The sequence below is a fragment of the Streptomyces sp. NC-S4 genome, assembly GCF_054353315.1.
This window is the reverse complement of record NZ_CM135937.1, coordinates 8023237-8036440: the sequence shown is the minus strand read 5'-3', so window position 1 is coordinate 8036440 and position 13204 is coordinate 8023237. Positions and strand designations below refer to the sequence as shown.

At 72.0% G+C, this 13204-nt stretch carries 12 protein-coding genes; 8 read left to right on the top strand and 4 right to left on the bottom strand.

What is annotated here, in order from left to right; all coding sequences use genetic code 11:
- The first annotated feature begins 61 nt into the window (after window positions 1–61).
- The gene (locus ACXNSR_RS35940; RefSeq protein ID WP_458639511.1) at window positions 62–469 is read left to right on the top strand and encodes a YciI family protein; all 408 of its coding nucleotides are present in this window, start codon (window positions 62–64) and stop codon (window positions 467–469) included.
- Window positions 470–477: 8 nt separating this feature from the next.
- Window positions 478–1626 carry an RNA polymerase sigma factor gene (locus ACXNSR_RS35935; protein ID WP_458643486.1) on the top strand — a complete coding sequence of 383 codons (1149 nt, stop codon included), beginning with the start codon at window positions 478–480 and terminating at the stop codon, window positions 1624–1626.
- Between the two features lie 23 nt (window positions 1627–1649).
- Here ACXNSR_RS35935 and ACXNSR_RS35930 read toward each other — a convergent pair whose 3' ends face one another.
- Entirely contained in the window at window positions 1650–2081 is a 432-nt protein-coding gene (locus tag ACXNSR_RS35930) for a ribosomal maturation YjgA family protein (RefSeq protein ID WP_458643485.1), read from the bottom strand.
- 36 nt (window positions 2082–2117) lie between these two features.
- Window positions 2118–3182 (bottom strand): alkene reductase, encoded by a 1065-nt coding sequence (locus ACXNSR_RS35925; protein ID WP_458639510.1) that lies wholly within the window; start codon window positions 3180–3182, stop codon window positions 2118–2120.
- Between the two features lie 144 nt (window positions 3183–3326).
- Here ACXNSR_RS35925 and ACXNSR_RS35920 point away from each other — a divergent pair, with 144 nt between their 5' ends.
- The 6 genes from ACXNSR_RS35920 to ACXNSR_RS35895 all read left to right on the top strand — a co-directional run bounded on the left by ACXNSR_RS35920 (window position 3327) and on the right by ACXNSR_RS35895 (window position 11629).
- Window positions 3327–3866, top strand: a complete 540-nt coding sequence (locus ACXNSR_RS35920) for a MarR family winged helix-turn-helix transcriptional regulator (RefSeq protein ID WP_458639509.1) — start codon at window positions 3327–3329, stop codon at window positions 3864–3866.
- A 151-nt stretch (window positions 3867–4017) separates the two neighbouring features.
- A complete protein-coding gene (locus ACXNSR_RS35915) occupies window positions 4018–4332 on the top strand; it encodes a three-helix bundle dimerization domain-containing protein (RefSeq protein WP_458639508.1) in 315 nt (104 codons plus the stop codon).
- Entirely contained in the window at window positions 4332–5315 is a 984-nt protein-coding gene (locus tag ACXNSR_RS35910) for a polyphosphate kinase 2 family protein (protein ID WP_458639507.1), read from the top strand. The genes ACXNSR_RS35915 and ACXNSR_RS35910 overlap by 1 nt, the downstream gene beginning before the upstream one ends.
- 63 nt (window positions 5316–5378) lie before the next feature.
- Window positions 5379–8099, top strand: a complete 2721-nt coding sequence (locus ACXNSR_RS35905; protein WP_458639506.1) for a cation-translocating P-type ATPase — start codon at window positions 5379–5381, stop codon at window positions 8097–8099.
- Between the two features lie 13 nt (window positions 8100–8112).
- On the top strand, window positions 8113–9888 hold the full coding sequence (locus ACXNSR_RS35900; RefSeq protein ID WP_458639505.1) for a SulP family inorganic anion transporter: 1776 nt from the start codon (window positions 8113–8115) through the stop codon (window positions 9886–9888).
- 61 nt (window positions 9889–9949) lie between these two features.
- Window positions 9950–11629, top strand: a complete 1680-nt coding sequence (locus ACXNSR_RS35895) for an alpha/beta hydrolase (protein WP_458639504.1) — start codon at window positions 9950–9952, stop codon at window positions 11627–11629.
- A gap of 17 nt (window positions 11630–11646) precedes the next feature.
- Here the strand turns inward: ACXNSR_RS35895 and ACXNSR_RS35890 are convergent, their stop codons facing one another.
- The gene (locus tag ACXNSR_RS35890) at window positions 11647–12393 is read right to left on the bottom strand and encodes a lysostaphin resistance A-like protein (protein WP_458639503.1); all 747 of its coding nucleotides are present in this window, start codon (window positions 12391–12393) and stop codon (window positions 11647–11649) included.
- A gap of 98 nt (window positions 12394–12491) precedes the next feature.
- Window positions 12492–13001 (bottom strand): nucleoside deaminase, encoded by a 510-nt coding sequence (locus ACXNSR_RS35885; protein WP_458643484.1) that lies wholly within the window; start codon window positions 12999–13001, stop codon window positions 12492–12494.
- Between the last annotated feature and the right edge of the window lie 203 nt (window positions 13002–13204).

Here is a 13204-nt window from a genome sequence, read left to right as displayed (position 1 = left end):
GGCTCCGTCCCAGGGGTGAACGCGGCCACAATGGGTCGCACCAGCACCGAGGAGAACGACCATGGCCAAGTACCTGCTGCTCAAGCACTACCGCGGCGCCCCGGCAGCGGTCAACGACGTGCCCATGGACCGGTGGACGCCCGAGGAGATCTCGGCGCACATCCAGTACATGAACGACTTCGCGGCCCGGCTCGAGAAGACCGGCGAGTTCGTCGACGGTCAGGCACTCGCCCCCGAGGGGACCTTCGTCCGGTACGACGGCGAGGGGCGTCCGCCGGTCACCGACGGCCCGTTCGCGGAGACCAAGGACCTGATCGCCGGCTGGATGGTGATCGACGTCGACAGCTACGAGCGCGCCGTCGAACTGGCCGGAGAGCTGTCGGCCGCCCCCGGGGCGGGCGGGGAGCCGATCCACGAGTGGCTCGAACTGCGCCCGTTCCTGACCGCGCCGCCCACCATCACGGAATGACCCCACCGATGGACGAGGCCCTGCTCAGGAGCCTCACTCCGAGCGTGCTCGCCATCCTCGTCCGCCGCGGAGCCGACTTCGCGGCGGCCGAGGACGCCGTCCAGGACGCGCTGGTCGAGGCGGTGCGGACCTGGCCCGCCGACCCTCCGCGGGACCCGAAGGGCTGGCTGGTCACCGTCGCCTGGCGGCGGTTCCTCGACGCGACCCGGGCGGACACGGCCCGCCGCCGGCGCGAGGACCTCGCGGACGAGGAGCCGCCGCCCGGGCCGGCGCCCGCGGTGGACGACACGCTCCGGCTGTACTTCCTGTGCGCCCACCCGTCGCTGACGCCCTCGTCCGCGGTGGCGCTCACGCTGCGCGCCGTCGGCGGCCTCACCACCCGCCAGATCGCCCGGGCCTACCTGGTGCCCGAGGCGACCATGGCGCAACGCATCAGCCGGGCCAAGCGCACCGTCTCCGGCGTACAGTTCGACCGGCCCGGCGACGTCGCCACGGTGCTGCGGGTCCTCTACCTGGTCTTCAACGAGGGCTACTCCGGCGACATCGACCTGGCCGCCGAGGCCATCCGGCTCACCCGGCAGCTCGCGTCCCGGGTCGACCACCCCGAGGTGGCCGGTCTGCTCGCCCTCATGCTGATCCACCATGCCCGGCGCGCCACCCGGACCGCACCCGACGGGAGTCTGGTGCCGCTCGCCGAGCAGGACCGCGGCCGGTGGGACACCGGGGCGATCGCCGAGGGCGTGCGGGTCCTGCAGACGGCCCTCGCCCGTGACCGGCTGGGCGAGTTCCAGGCCCAGGCGGCCATCGCGGCGCTCCACGCCGACGCGCCCACCGCCGAGCAGACCGACTGGGTGCAGATCGTCGAGTGGTACGACGAGCTCGTGCTCCTGACGGACAGCCCGGTCGTACGGCTCAACCGCGCGGTGGCCGTCGGTGAGGCCGACGGGCCGCGCGCAGGACTCGCGGCGCTCGCGGCGCTGGACGACGCACTGCCCCGCCACACCGCGGTGGCGGCGTACCTCCACGAGCGCGACGGCGACGCGGTGACGGCGGCGCGGCTGTACGCCGAGGCGGCGCGGAAGGCGCCCAACCTCGCCGAGCGCGATCATCTGACGCGCCAGGCCGCCCGGCTGAACAGCGCTCGCCGGTCCGGCTGACCGGAGCCGCTCGCGCGAGCCGGTCAGCCGGAGCCGGAGCCCGAGCCCGCGCCGGACGGCGCCAGCGCGGTGTGCAGGAGCCAGGCCGCCGCCGCGCCGACCGCGTACCAGAACAGGTCGGGTGCGTTGAAGGTGGAACCGAGGACCAGGCGGGCCACGGTGCTGTGCCGGGAGAGCTCCGCGGGTACGGCGGTCAGCTGGAGGAATTCGACGGCCCAGCTGGCGGCCAGCGCGGTCCCGGCCGCCCGCAGGGGCGTCAGCCGGGGCGCGACCAGCACGACGAGGGTCAGCAGCAGGACGGTGTACAGGGCGTCTCCCCCGTACTTCGCCGTGCTCCCCGCCGTGACGGCCCGCAGCCCCAGCCCCGCGCCCACGGTCGCCGCCGCGGCCGCGGCCGCCACCAGCCGCGTCCGCCGGAGGTCGGGGACGGCGGCAGCGTCACGGCATCGGGGCAGGGGATTCACGGAGCCATACTGCCGGACCCCGACGGCTCAGCGGGCCGGGTAGTCCGTGTAGCCGCGTGCGTCGCCGCCGAAGAAGGTGGCGGGGTCAGGGGTGTTGTACGGGCCTTCGGTGCGCAGGCGCTCCGGCAGGTCCGGGTTGGCCAGGAAGAGGGCTCCGAAGGCGAGGAGGTCGGCGACGCCGTCCTCGATCAGCGGGAGGGCGCGGTGGTCGGTGGGGCCCTCGGTCGCCGGGTTCAGCACGAACGGTCCGGAGAACTGCTTGCGCAGGGCGAGGGTGGCCTCCCGCGCCTCGGGGGCGTGCTCCAGGACGTGGAGGTAGGCGAGGCCCAGTCCGTCGATCTCCTTGACCAGCGCCTCGTAGACGGGCTGCGGGTCGGGCTCTGAGATGTCGTTGTAGGTGTTGCCGGGCGAGACGCGCAGTGCCGTGCGCTCGGCGCCGATCGCGGCGGCCACCGCCTTGACCACCTCGACCGCGAACCGGATCCGGTTCTCCACCGGCCCGCCCCACTCGTCGGTGCGCAGGTTGGAGCCGGGGGCCAGGAACTGGTGGATCAGGTACCCGTTGGCCCCGTGCAGCTCCACCCCGTCGAAGCCGGCTTCGACGGCGTTGCGGGCGGCCTGCGCGTAGTCGGCGACGGTCTGGCGCACCTCGGCCCCGGTCAGCTCGTGCGGGGTGACGAAGTCCTTCATGCCGTCTCCGGTGAAGAGCTGTCCCCGTGCGGCCACCGCGGACGGGGCGACGGGGACGAGGCCGTCGGGCAGCAGGCTCGGGTGGCCGATGCGGCCGGAGTGCATGAGCTGGGCGAAGATCCGGCCCCCCGCCGCGTGCACGGAGTCGGTGACCTCGCGCCAGGCCGCGATCTGCTCGGCGCTGTGCAGGCCGGGGGTGAAGGGGTAGCCCTGCCCCACGACGGAGGGCTGGATCCCCTCGGTGATGATCAGACCGGCGGAGGCGCGCTGGGTGTAGTACTCGGCGACGAGGCCGGTCGCGACGCCTCCCTGACCTGCGCGGCTGCGGGTCATCGGGGCGAGGGCGATCCGGTTGGAGAGGGTTGCGCCGGCCACGTGGACCGGTTCGAAGGCGCTGGTCATGTCTGCCCCACAGAGATAGTTGGTCGGCCAATGGTTGGCTGCGGGATGCAGCGTACCTCATTTACTTGGCCGACCAAGATAAAATGTGGGCGGACGGTAGAATCCATCCGGAGATCTGCCGGACCGACCTGGAGGAGCACGTCCATGACCGCGGAATCCGTACAGGAGCCGCGCTCCGCCACGCAGTGCGCGGGGGTGCCGAGTGCGGTGCTGGACGGGCCGGTGAGTCATGCGATCAGCCGGGTCTCCCGGCTCCACCGGATCGCGGCGGGCCGGGTCCTGCGGGACCTGGGGCTGCACCCGGGGCAGGAGTTCCTGATGATGCACCTCTGGGACAGCGGGGCCGTGCGCCAGTCCGAGCTGATCAAGGCGGTCGGCCTCGACCCCTCGACGGTGACCAAGATGCTCCAGCGCCTGGAGCTCTCCGGCCACGTCCGGCGCCGCCCGGACCCCGCCGACCGGCGGGCCTCCCTGGTCGAGGCGACGGACGCCAGTCGCGGACTCCTCGTCGAGGTCCGCAGGGCGTGGGGCGAACTGGAACGCCAGACCCTGGACGGCCTGGACCCCGCCGAACGCGCCGAACTGGCCCGCCTCCTGGGCAAGGTCGAAGCCACCCTGTGCACGGAGCTCGCCCGCAGCGCCGCGGAGTGCGACGCCGCCCAAGGCGGCCCGGGAGCCTGTTAGACCCTCTCGTGCGGATCCCCCGGGACCCGCCTTCCCGCCTCCGCGCACTCGGTGGGCGATCTTGTCCGGTTTGACAGAGAATCGCCATGGAGACACCCTCAAGCTCACCGAAGTCGGCATGCGCGGAACGACGGTCCGAAGGTCGTGGGACATGGCACCTGCAACGCTCCAGGGCGCGGAACGGACCGAGGACTCCCACGCCATGGAGGATCCCGGGGCACGGACAACGCAACAGTGGGCACCCACCCCGGAGGAACTCGCGTCCGTCCGGACCACCGTGGCCCGCCTGAAGGCGGCCTACCCCTCGGTCGACGCGGACACCGTCGAGGCGACGGTCGAGGCCGCGTACGACTCCTTCCGGCAGGCCAGGGTCAGGAAGTACGTCCCGATCCTGGCCGAGCGCAGGGCCCGACGGGCGCTCGCCGCCGGGAGCGCCGCGGACGTGGTGGGGAAGGACGAGCGCTGATGTCCGACGAGAGGGCCGAACGCATCGCGGACTTCATCGAACCGCTCCGGGTGCGACCGGGTTCGAAGGTGCGTCTGGAACGGGACTTCGATCCCCGCTACAAGGCCGGCATGAAGAAGCGGGACGGGACCGAACTCCTGCGGACCGGGGTGTCGCTGCTCGCCGAGTACCAGGAGCGGCTGGCCGCCCAAGACACGTACGGCGTGGTGCTCGCCCTCCAGGCGCTCGACGCCGGGGGCAAGGACGGGACGATCCGCCACGTGATGAGCGGCGTCAATCCCCAGGGCGTACGGGTCAGCAGCTTCAAGGTGCCCTCCTCCGAGGAACTCGACCACGACTACCTGTGGCGCTACGCCCGGCGGCTGCCCGAACGCGGCGAGATCGCCATCTTCAACCGCTCGCACTACGAGGAGGTCCTCGTCGTACGCGTGCACCCCGAGGTCCTCCTCCGGCAGAAGCTGCCGGAACACGTGCTCGGACCGGACATCTGGGACCGGCGCTACCGGGAGATCAACCGCTGGGAGCGCTACCTCACGGACAACGGGTTCAAGGTGGTGAAGATCTTCCTGAACCTGTCCAAGGAGGAGCAGCGCACCCGCTTCCTGAAGCGGATCGACCTGCCGGAGAAGAACTGGAAGTTCTCCGCGGCCGACGTCCGGGAGCGGCGCCGGTGGGACGAGTACCAGCAGGCCTTCTCCGAGATGCTGTCGGCCACGAGCACGAAGTGGGCGCCGTGGTACGTCGTGCCGGCGGACCGGAAGTGGTTCGCGCGGATCTGCGCGGCGGCGGTCCTCGCGCACACCCTGATGGACATCGATCCGCAGTACCCCGACGTGGGTGAGGAGGCCCGCAAGGATCTCCTCGTCACCAAGCGGAGCCTGGAGCGGGAGGCTCCGGCCGGCGCCCCCGCCGATCCGTACGCCGCCCGGCACGGCAAGCCGAAGGGCAAGCCGGGGGGCAAGCCGAAGAAGAAGCGTGGCTAGCGGCCCTCGGACGGCGCGCGGCCGGCCCGGACACGTCCGCGGCCCCGGATCGGAGGCACAACCATGACGGTGCGGTCGGATGCCGCGGCACAGCAGCCGCGGGCTGCCGGGGACGACTGGTACACGCGCTCCCCCGAAGAGGTCGTGGCGGCGTTCGCCGTCGATCCCGCGGTGGGCCTGTCCGCCGCGCGGGCCGCGGAGCTCTTGGCCGCGCACGGCCCGAACGCCCTGCCCGAGGAGCAGCGGACACCGGCCTGGCGCCGTTTCCTCGCCCAGTACCGCAGTTACATGCAGATCGTCCTGGTGGCCGCGGCGATCGTCTCGCTGGTCATCCAGGAGTGGACCACCGCGATCCTGCTGATCGTACTGACGCTGCTGAACGCGGTCGTCGGCCTGCGCCAGGAGGGCAAGGCCGAGAGCGCCATGAACGCGCTGAAGTCGATGATGAAGGCGACGGCCCGGGTGCGCAGGGACGGCAGGGAGGCCGAGATCCCGGCCGAACAGCTGGTCGACGGGGATGTCGTGCTCATCTCCGCCGGGGACCAGGTGCCGGCGGACGGACGTCTCGTCGAGGCCAGCGCCCTGCAGATCGACGAGTCGGCACTGACCGGCGAGAGCGTGCCCGCCGCGAAGGAGACCGGCGCGCTGCGGGGCAGCGGGCTGTCGCCCGGCGACCGGACCAACACGGCGTTCATGAACACCCCGGTCACCCACGGCAGCGGCCTCATGATCGTCACCGCGACCGGAGCGGACACCGAGCTCGGCAAGATCTCCGGAATGCTGTCGGCCACCGAGAAGGAAGTGCCGCCGCTGACCAAGGAGCTCGACCGGCTGACCCTGTGGATCACGGGCGCGGCGGGCCTCACCATGATCGTGATGTTCGCGCTGGGGCGCCAGCGGGACCAGGCCTGGGACGTCCTGTTCGTCAGCGCGGTCTCGCTGGCCATCGCGGCCATCCCCGAGGCCCTGCCGACCGTGACCCAGGCGATCCTGTCCGTCGGGAGCCTGAACCTGGCCAAGCGCAGCGCCATCGTCAAGGAGCTGCCGTCGGTGGAGACACTGGCGTTCACCTCGGCGATCAACTCGGACAAGACCGGCACCCTGACGATGAACCAGATGACCGCCGTCGAAGTGCTGAGCCCCACCGACCGGTACACCGTGTCGGGCACGGGCTACGGGCTGGAGGGGAAGGTGCACCACGCCGCCGGGTCCGCCGCGGGGATCGAGGACGCGATCCTGCCGTACGTGATCGCCAGCGACGCCAAGCTGGTGGGCGGGGCGGTGGTGGGCGATCCGACCGAGGGGGCGCTGCTGGTGCTCGCGCACAAGGCCGGCCTGGACACCGATGCCACCAGGGACGCCCTCCCGCGGCTCGCCACCCTGCCGTTCGACCCCGAGTACAAGCTGATGGCCACCTTCCACTCGGCGGTCGACGCCTCCGGGCGGCCGGTCGTGCGCTGCTTCGTCAAAGGAGCGGGCCCCGCGGTGATGGCACGGGCCACCACCGCGCTCGCGGCGGGCGAGAGCGTCCCGTGGGACGCCGACCTGCTGCGCCGGGCCGAGGAGCAGAGCGAGCGGATGGGCGGTGAGGGGCGGCGGGTGATGGCCGCGGCCATGCGCGACCTGGACCCGGACGGCTTCGATCCGGAGGGCGATCTGCTCGCGTACGTCACCGAACTGCGGATGACCAGCCTCGTCGGGATGGTCGATCCGCCCCGTGAGGAGGCCAGGGCCGCGGTGGCCGAGGCGCAGGCGGCGCACATCCGGGTCCGCCTGGTGACCGGGGACGACGTCACCACCGGGGCGGCGATCGCCCGGCAGATCGGGATCCCCGGCGAGGCCGTGCTCGGCTCCGATTTCGCCGCCATGAGCGAGGAGGAACAGCTCGCCCGCATCGAGGCCATCGGCGTGGTGGGGCGGGTCGCCCCGGAGCACAAGGTGCTGCTCGCGAACACGCTGAAGAAGAAGGGCGAGGTCGTGGCGATGACCGGGGACGGGGTCAACGACGCTCCCGCCATCAAGGCCGCCGACATCGGTATCGCCATGGGCAGCGGCACCGACGTGGCCAAGAACGCCGGCCGCATGATCCTCTCCGACGACAACTTCGCCACCATCGTCTACGCCGTCGAGCAGGGCCGGACGATCTACGACAACCTCACCAAGTACATCCGGTTCGTCCTGCTCCTGCTGGTCACGTTCGTACTGACGTTCCTCGGGGCCACCGTCTTCAACATCGCCGCCGGTGAGCCGTTCACCCCGCCGCAGGTGCTGTGGATCCACTTCGTCGTCAACGCGTCCTTCGGCTTCGCCCTCGGTTTCGACCGGGAGAGCGCCGGACTCATGCGGCGCCGGCCGCGTCCGCGCGGGGAATCCGTGCTCACCCGTCCCGTGCTGGTCACGGTCGGGCTCGGCGGGCTGGCGATCACCGTCCTCCTGCTCGGCCTGATCACGCTCGGCGAGAGCCACTTCGACGACGTCGAGATCGGCCGTTCGATCGCGTTCACGGCCTTCGCCCTCTGCCTGATCGTGGCGGCGTTCGAATGCCGCAGCGAGACGGACTCCGTGCTGACGACCTCCACGTTCGACAGCAAGCAGATGAACTGGGTCGCCCTGGCCCAGCTCGTGCTCTCCGTGCTGGTGACCCAGACGGACGGCTTCCAAAGGGTCCTCGGGACGACCGATATCGACGCGCGGCAGTTCGGCTGGGCGCTGCTGGCCGCCGTCGTGCTCCTGATCCTGTGGGAGCTGGGCAAGCTCGTGGCCCGTCGTTCGAGGGCCGCGTGAGGAAGGCCGGTCCGTGACCACCCGGCACGACGGCCACGGGGTGCTGGCGCACGTGCGGTCGGTTCCCGGGATCCGCGCGGCGAAGTCCTACCGGCGCGCATGGCTGCCCAAGGACCTGGTCGCGGGCGTCGTCCTGACCACGCTGCTGGTACCGCAGGGCATGGCCTACGCCGAGCTGGCGGGCCTGCCCGCCATCACCGGCCTGTACACGTCGATGCTCTGCCTGCTCGGGTACGCGGTGTTCGGACCGTCCCGGATCCTGGTGCTGGGCCCGGACTCCTCGCTGGGTCCGATGATCGCCGCCACCGTGCTGCCCCTGGTGGCGGCCGACGGGGATCCCGACCGGGCCGTCGCACTCGCGTCGATGCTCGCGGTCATGGTGGCGGCCATCATGATCCTGGCCTCGGTGGCGAAGCTCGGCTTCATCGCCGACCTGATCTCCAAACCGACGATGATCGGCTACATGAACGGCCTGGCCCTGACCATTCTCGTCGGCCAGCTCCCCAAACTTCTCGGCTTCGACGTCGACGCGGACAACCTGATCGGCGAGTGCGCCGGCCTCGTGCGGATGGTCGCCGCCGGGGCGACGGTTCCGGCGGCCGCGGCCGTGGGCCTCGGCGGAATCGCGCTGATCCTGCTCCTGCAGCGGTTCCTGCCGAAGGTTCCCGCGGTGCTCGTGATGGTGGTCCTGGCGATCGCCGCGGCCACCTTCTTCGACCTGGCCGGGCGCGGCGTCGGCCTGGTGGGCGTACTGCCCGAGGGCTTCCCGCCGTTCACGGTCCCCGATGTGCGGCCCTCCGACCTCGCGCCGCTGCTCGCCGGCGCGCTCGGCATCGCCCTGGTCTCGCTGGCAGACACGATCTCCAACGCGTCCGCGTTCGCCGCCCGCACCGGCCAGGAAGTCCGCGGCAACCAGGAGATGTCCGGCGTCGGCGCCGCCAACCTGGCGGCCGCGTTCTTCCAGGGCTTCCCCGTCAGCAGCAGCGGTTCGCGTACCGCGGTGGCGGAGCGCGCGGGAGCCAGGAGCCAGCTCACCGGGGTCGTCGGAGCGGGCCTCATCGCCTTGATGCTGGTCCTGGCTCCGGGCCTGTTCCGCAACCTCCCCCAGCCGGCCCTGGCCGCCGTGGTCATCACCGCTTCGCTGTCCCTGGCGGACGTCCCGGGAGCCGTACGGCTGTGGCGGCAGCGCCGGACGGAGTTCCTGCTCTGCTTCGCGGCCTTCGCCGGCGTGGCCCTGCTCGGGGTGCTGCCCGGCATCGCCATCGCCGTGGGCCTGTCCGTACTCAACGTCTTCCGGCGGGCCTGGTGGCCGTACGACACCGTACTGGGGCGGGTGCCGGGCCTGGAGGGCTACCACGACGTCCGCTCCTACCCCGGGGCCGGGCGACTGCCGGGCCTGGTCATCTACCGGTTCGACGCCCCGCTCTTCTTCGCCAACGCCAAGACCTTCCGGGACGAGGTCAGGCGGCTGGCCGCCGCGGATCCCCGGCCGGGCTGGATCGTGGTGGCGGCGGAGCCCATGACCGACGTGGACACCACCGCCGCCGACATCCTGGAAGACCTCGACGAGGCGCTCAACGCGGGCGGCGTGCACCTGGTGTTCGCGGAGCTCAAGGACCCCGTGCGGCGCAAGATCGAGCGCTACGGACTCACCCGGACCATCGATCCCGGGCACTTCTTCCCCACGGTGGAGGCCGCGGTCGCCGCCTTCCGGCTGCGCACCGGGGCCGAGTGGACCGCGCCGGGCCCCGACGGGAGCTCCGTTCCCCCGCCCACCGGCCCGAAATGACGGCGCGGGCCCCGGTTGGCACGGCCGGCGGAGCCGGCGCACCATGGCCGTGGAGGACGCCATGAGCCAGGACCCGCCGGAACCTCCCGCACAGGAGAAGCCGGTACGCAGACACCGCCGGTGGCCCCGCCTGACGCTGCCGGGCTGCTGGGGCGCGCTCCTCCTGGCCTGTCTGTCCTTCACCCCGTCACTGCTCCCCCGCGGCGGCGTACTCCAGGGCCTGGTCTGCGGCATCAGCGCGGCCATCGGCTACGGGCTGGGCGTGGTCGCGGCCTACGTGTGGCGCGCCTTCGCCGACCGGGACGCGCGGATCCCCTCGCGCCGGTCGTGGCTCGTCCTGATCGTCGGCGCGGTCGTGCTCTTCGGCGTCTCGTTCGGGCTCGGCCAGTACTGGCAGCACGAGATCCGTCTGCTCATGGGGGTCAGCGACTACAACGTCCTGTACACCGTCGCCTGCCCGTTCCTCGCGGCCCTCGTCTTCCTGCTCCTGCTCCTGGCCGGGCGGGGGCTCCGGGCCCTGTACCACCGGGCCGCCGACCTGCTGGGACGCTGGATCGGCGGACGGGCGGCGCGGGTGGTCGGCTGGATCCTGGTGGCGGGCCTGGCGTGGGCGGCGTTCTCCGGGCTGCTGCTGAACGGCTTCGTGAACGCGGCCAACGAGGCCTTCTCGCTGCGCGACACGGAAACCCCGGAAGGGGTGCACCAGCCCACGTCGGCGCTGCGTTCGGGCGGGCCCGGCTCGCTGGTGCCGTGGGACTCGCTGGGCCGGGAGGGCCGGGCGTTCGCCGACGGAGGGCCGTCGGCCCAGGAGATCGGCGCGTTCACCCACCGTACGGCGCAGGAGCCCGTCCGCGCCTACGCGGGGCTGGAGACGTCCGACGACACGGAGACCCGGGCGGCCCGGGCGGTCGCGGACCTCGAACGGGCGGGCGGCTTCACGCGCGAGAACCTGCTCGTGATGACCACCACGGGCAGCGGCTGGGTGGATCCCGCGGCCGTGGACTCGTTCGAGTACCTGGGCAACGGCGACGCGGCCACCGTGGCGATCCAGTACTCGTACCTGCCGTCGTGGATGTCGTACCTGGTGGACCAGTCGAAGGCGCGCGAGGCCGGCCGCGATCTGTTCGACGCGGTCTACGACAAATGGTCCAAGCTGCCCCAGGACCGGCGTCCGCGCCTCTTCGTGGCCGGTGAGAGCCTCGGGTCGTTCGGCGGCGAGACGGCCTTCAGCGGGGAGGCCGACCTGCGCAACCGCACCGCCGGCACCGTGTTCGCAGGCCCGCCCAACTTCAACACGCTCTTCCGCGAGTTCAGCGACCACCGCGACGCGGGCAGCCCCGAGATCGAACCCGTCTACCGGGAGGGGCGGACCGTCCGCTTCACCGACGACCCGGCCACCGGAACGCCTCCGGCCGACCGGCCGTGGGACGGCCCCCGGGTGCTCTACCTGATGCACCCGTCCGATCCGATCGTCTGGTGGAGCCCGAAGCTGGCCCTCACCGAGCCCGACTGGATCGGGGAGCGGCCCGGCTCGGACGTGCTCGAGGCGATGGTCTGGATTCCGTTCGTGACCTTCTGGCAGGTCACCGCCGACCTGCCGTTCTCGACCGGCGTGCCGGACGGCCACGGCCACACGTACAAGGCCGCGTACGTCGACGCCTGGAACGACATCATGCGGCCCGACGGGTTCACCGCGCAGGACCTGAACCGGCTGAAGGACATCGTCTCGCCGCAGAACTGAGCCCGCCGCTCCCCCGGTCAGCGCAGCAGGTACCCGACGAGGTAGCCGAACGCGTTGACCGCCCAGTGCAGGCCCATGGGAGCCAGCAGGCTGCCGCTGCGGCGGCGCAGTTCGCAGAACAGGACCCCGGCGGCCGCCGTGAACAGCACGGCGCCCAGCACCGCCAGCACCACCCCGGACCCGGAGTCGCCGACGACCGCGTTCACGGCCGGTTTCGCGGTCGCCAGGTGCAGCGACGGCAGCACGTGCCACAGGCCGAACAGCAGACTCGACACGGCGGTCGCCCAGCCCGCACCCCGGACGCGGTGCACGAGACCGTAGAGCACCCCGCGGAAGGCGATCTCCTCCACCAGGACCGTGCCGACGGGAACCAGTACGAACACGCGGAGCAGCACCTCCGCGCCGTCCATCGCCTCGTACCGCCGGTCCTCGAACAGTGACCTGGTGGCCGGCAGCAGCGCCCCGGCCAGGTAGACGACGCCGACCAGGCCGATCAGGACCGCCGCCCAACGGGCACCGCGGGCCAGCGTGTCCCGGGCCAGACCCGCGTCCGCGAGGGTACCGCCGGCCCAGCGCAGCACACCGAGCAGCAGGCCGCTGACCACGACGGCCGGTACCAGGCCCCACAGGCCCGTCCAGCGGTGCAGGGCCAGGTTGGCGACGCCGAGGACGGCCACCGTGACCCCCACGGCCGGCCAGGTACCGATGTGCCGCGGGTGTCGGTCGTGCCGCCACCCGGCGTCATCGGCGGTGCTGCGGGGCATGAGAACCCACCTCGGTCCCGGTCATGACGGCAGGTCGGTCGACCTCATCCTGCACCGTCGGCGCGGAACCGGACGGCCGCAACCCCGGCTCGCACGCCTCAGTAGTCGATGCGGTCGGTCTTCGCCACCCACGCGTCGAACGGTTCCGTGCGGTTGGGCAGGTCCAGGCGCTCGATCGCCAGCGGCCACTTCGACGCGGGCTGCTTTTCGAACAGGTCGTAGAACTTGCGGTCGTCGAAACCGGCCACCGCGGCGTCGTCCCGGTCGGCGGCGAAGACGATCCGGTCGACGCGCGCCCACAGCGCCGAGGAGAGACACATCGGACACGGCTCGCACGAGGTCACCAGGACACAGCCTTCGAGTGAGAAGGTGTCCAGCTCCTGGCAGGCGGCCCGCATCGCGCTCACCTCGGCATGTGCGGTCGGGTCCAGGGTGGAGGTGACCCGGTTGTTCCCTATCGCGACGATCTCGCCGCCCTTGGCGACCAGGGCGCCGAACGGCCCGCCGCCGTTCGCCACGCTGTTCGTGGCCAGTCTGATCGCCTCGTCCAGCCAGGTGCGCTCGAGGTCCTGGACGTTCGCTTCTTGGATGTGTGCGGTCACGGTCACTCCTTGGGAGACGGTGGGGGATCTCCCTGGTGTTCCGCCCGTCGGGGACACCAGGGGCACGGTGCGGATGACGAGTTCCGCGGTGACGGTGGCGCCTGGATCGAGCCGGGCCATGGCGAGCGGCCGGACGGACGGCGTCTCGCTCAAGGCTCCCTCTCCCCCGCTTCGTTGCATCGTGTGTGAAGGAGTAGACAGCCAACCGG

Bases quoted from the DNA above. Each gene is read 5' to 3' on its own strand.
- ACXNSR_RS35915 (WP_458639508.1), top strand. From the start codon at position 4,018: ATGGCACCTGCAACGCTCCAGGGCGCGGAACGGACCGAGGACTCCCAC.
- ACXNSR_RS35940 (WP_458639511.1), top strand. From the start codon at position 62: ATGGCCAAGTACCTGCTGCTCAAGCACTACCGCGGCGCCCCGGCAGCG.
- ACXNSR_RS35910 (WP_458639507.1), top strand. From the start codon at position 4,332: ATGTCCGACGAGAGGGCCGAACGCATCGCGGACTTCATCGAACCGCTC.
- ACXNSR_RS35890 (WP_458639503.1), bottom strand. From the start codon at position 12,393: ATGCCCCGCAGCACCGCCGATGACGCCGGGTGGCGGCACGACCGACAC.
- ACXNSR_RS35935 (WP_458643486.1), top strand. From the start codon at position 478: ATGGACGAGGCCCTGCTCAGGAGCCTCACTCCGAGCGTGCTCGCCATC.
- ACXNSR_RS35905 (WP_458639506.1), top strand. From the start codon at position 5,379: ATGACGGTGCGGTCGGATGCCGCGGCACAGCAGCCGCGGGCTGCCGGG.
- ACXNSR_RS35895 (WP_458639504.1), top strand. From the start codon at position 9,950: ATGAGCCAGGACCCGCCGGAACCTCCCGCACAGGAGAAGCCGGTACGC.
- ACXNSR_RS35920 (WP_458639509.1), top strand. From the start codon at position 3,327: ATGACCGCGGAATCCGTACAGGAGCCGCGCTCCGCCACGCAGTGCGCG.
- ACXNSR_RS35925 (WP_458639510.1), bottom strand. From the start codon at position 3,182: ATGACCAGCGCCTTCGAACCGGTCCACGTGGCCGGCGCAACCCTCTCC.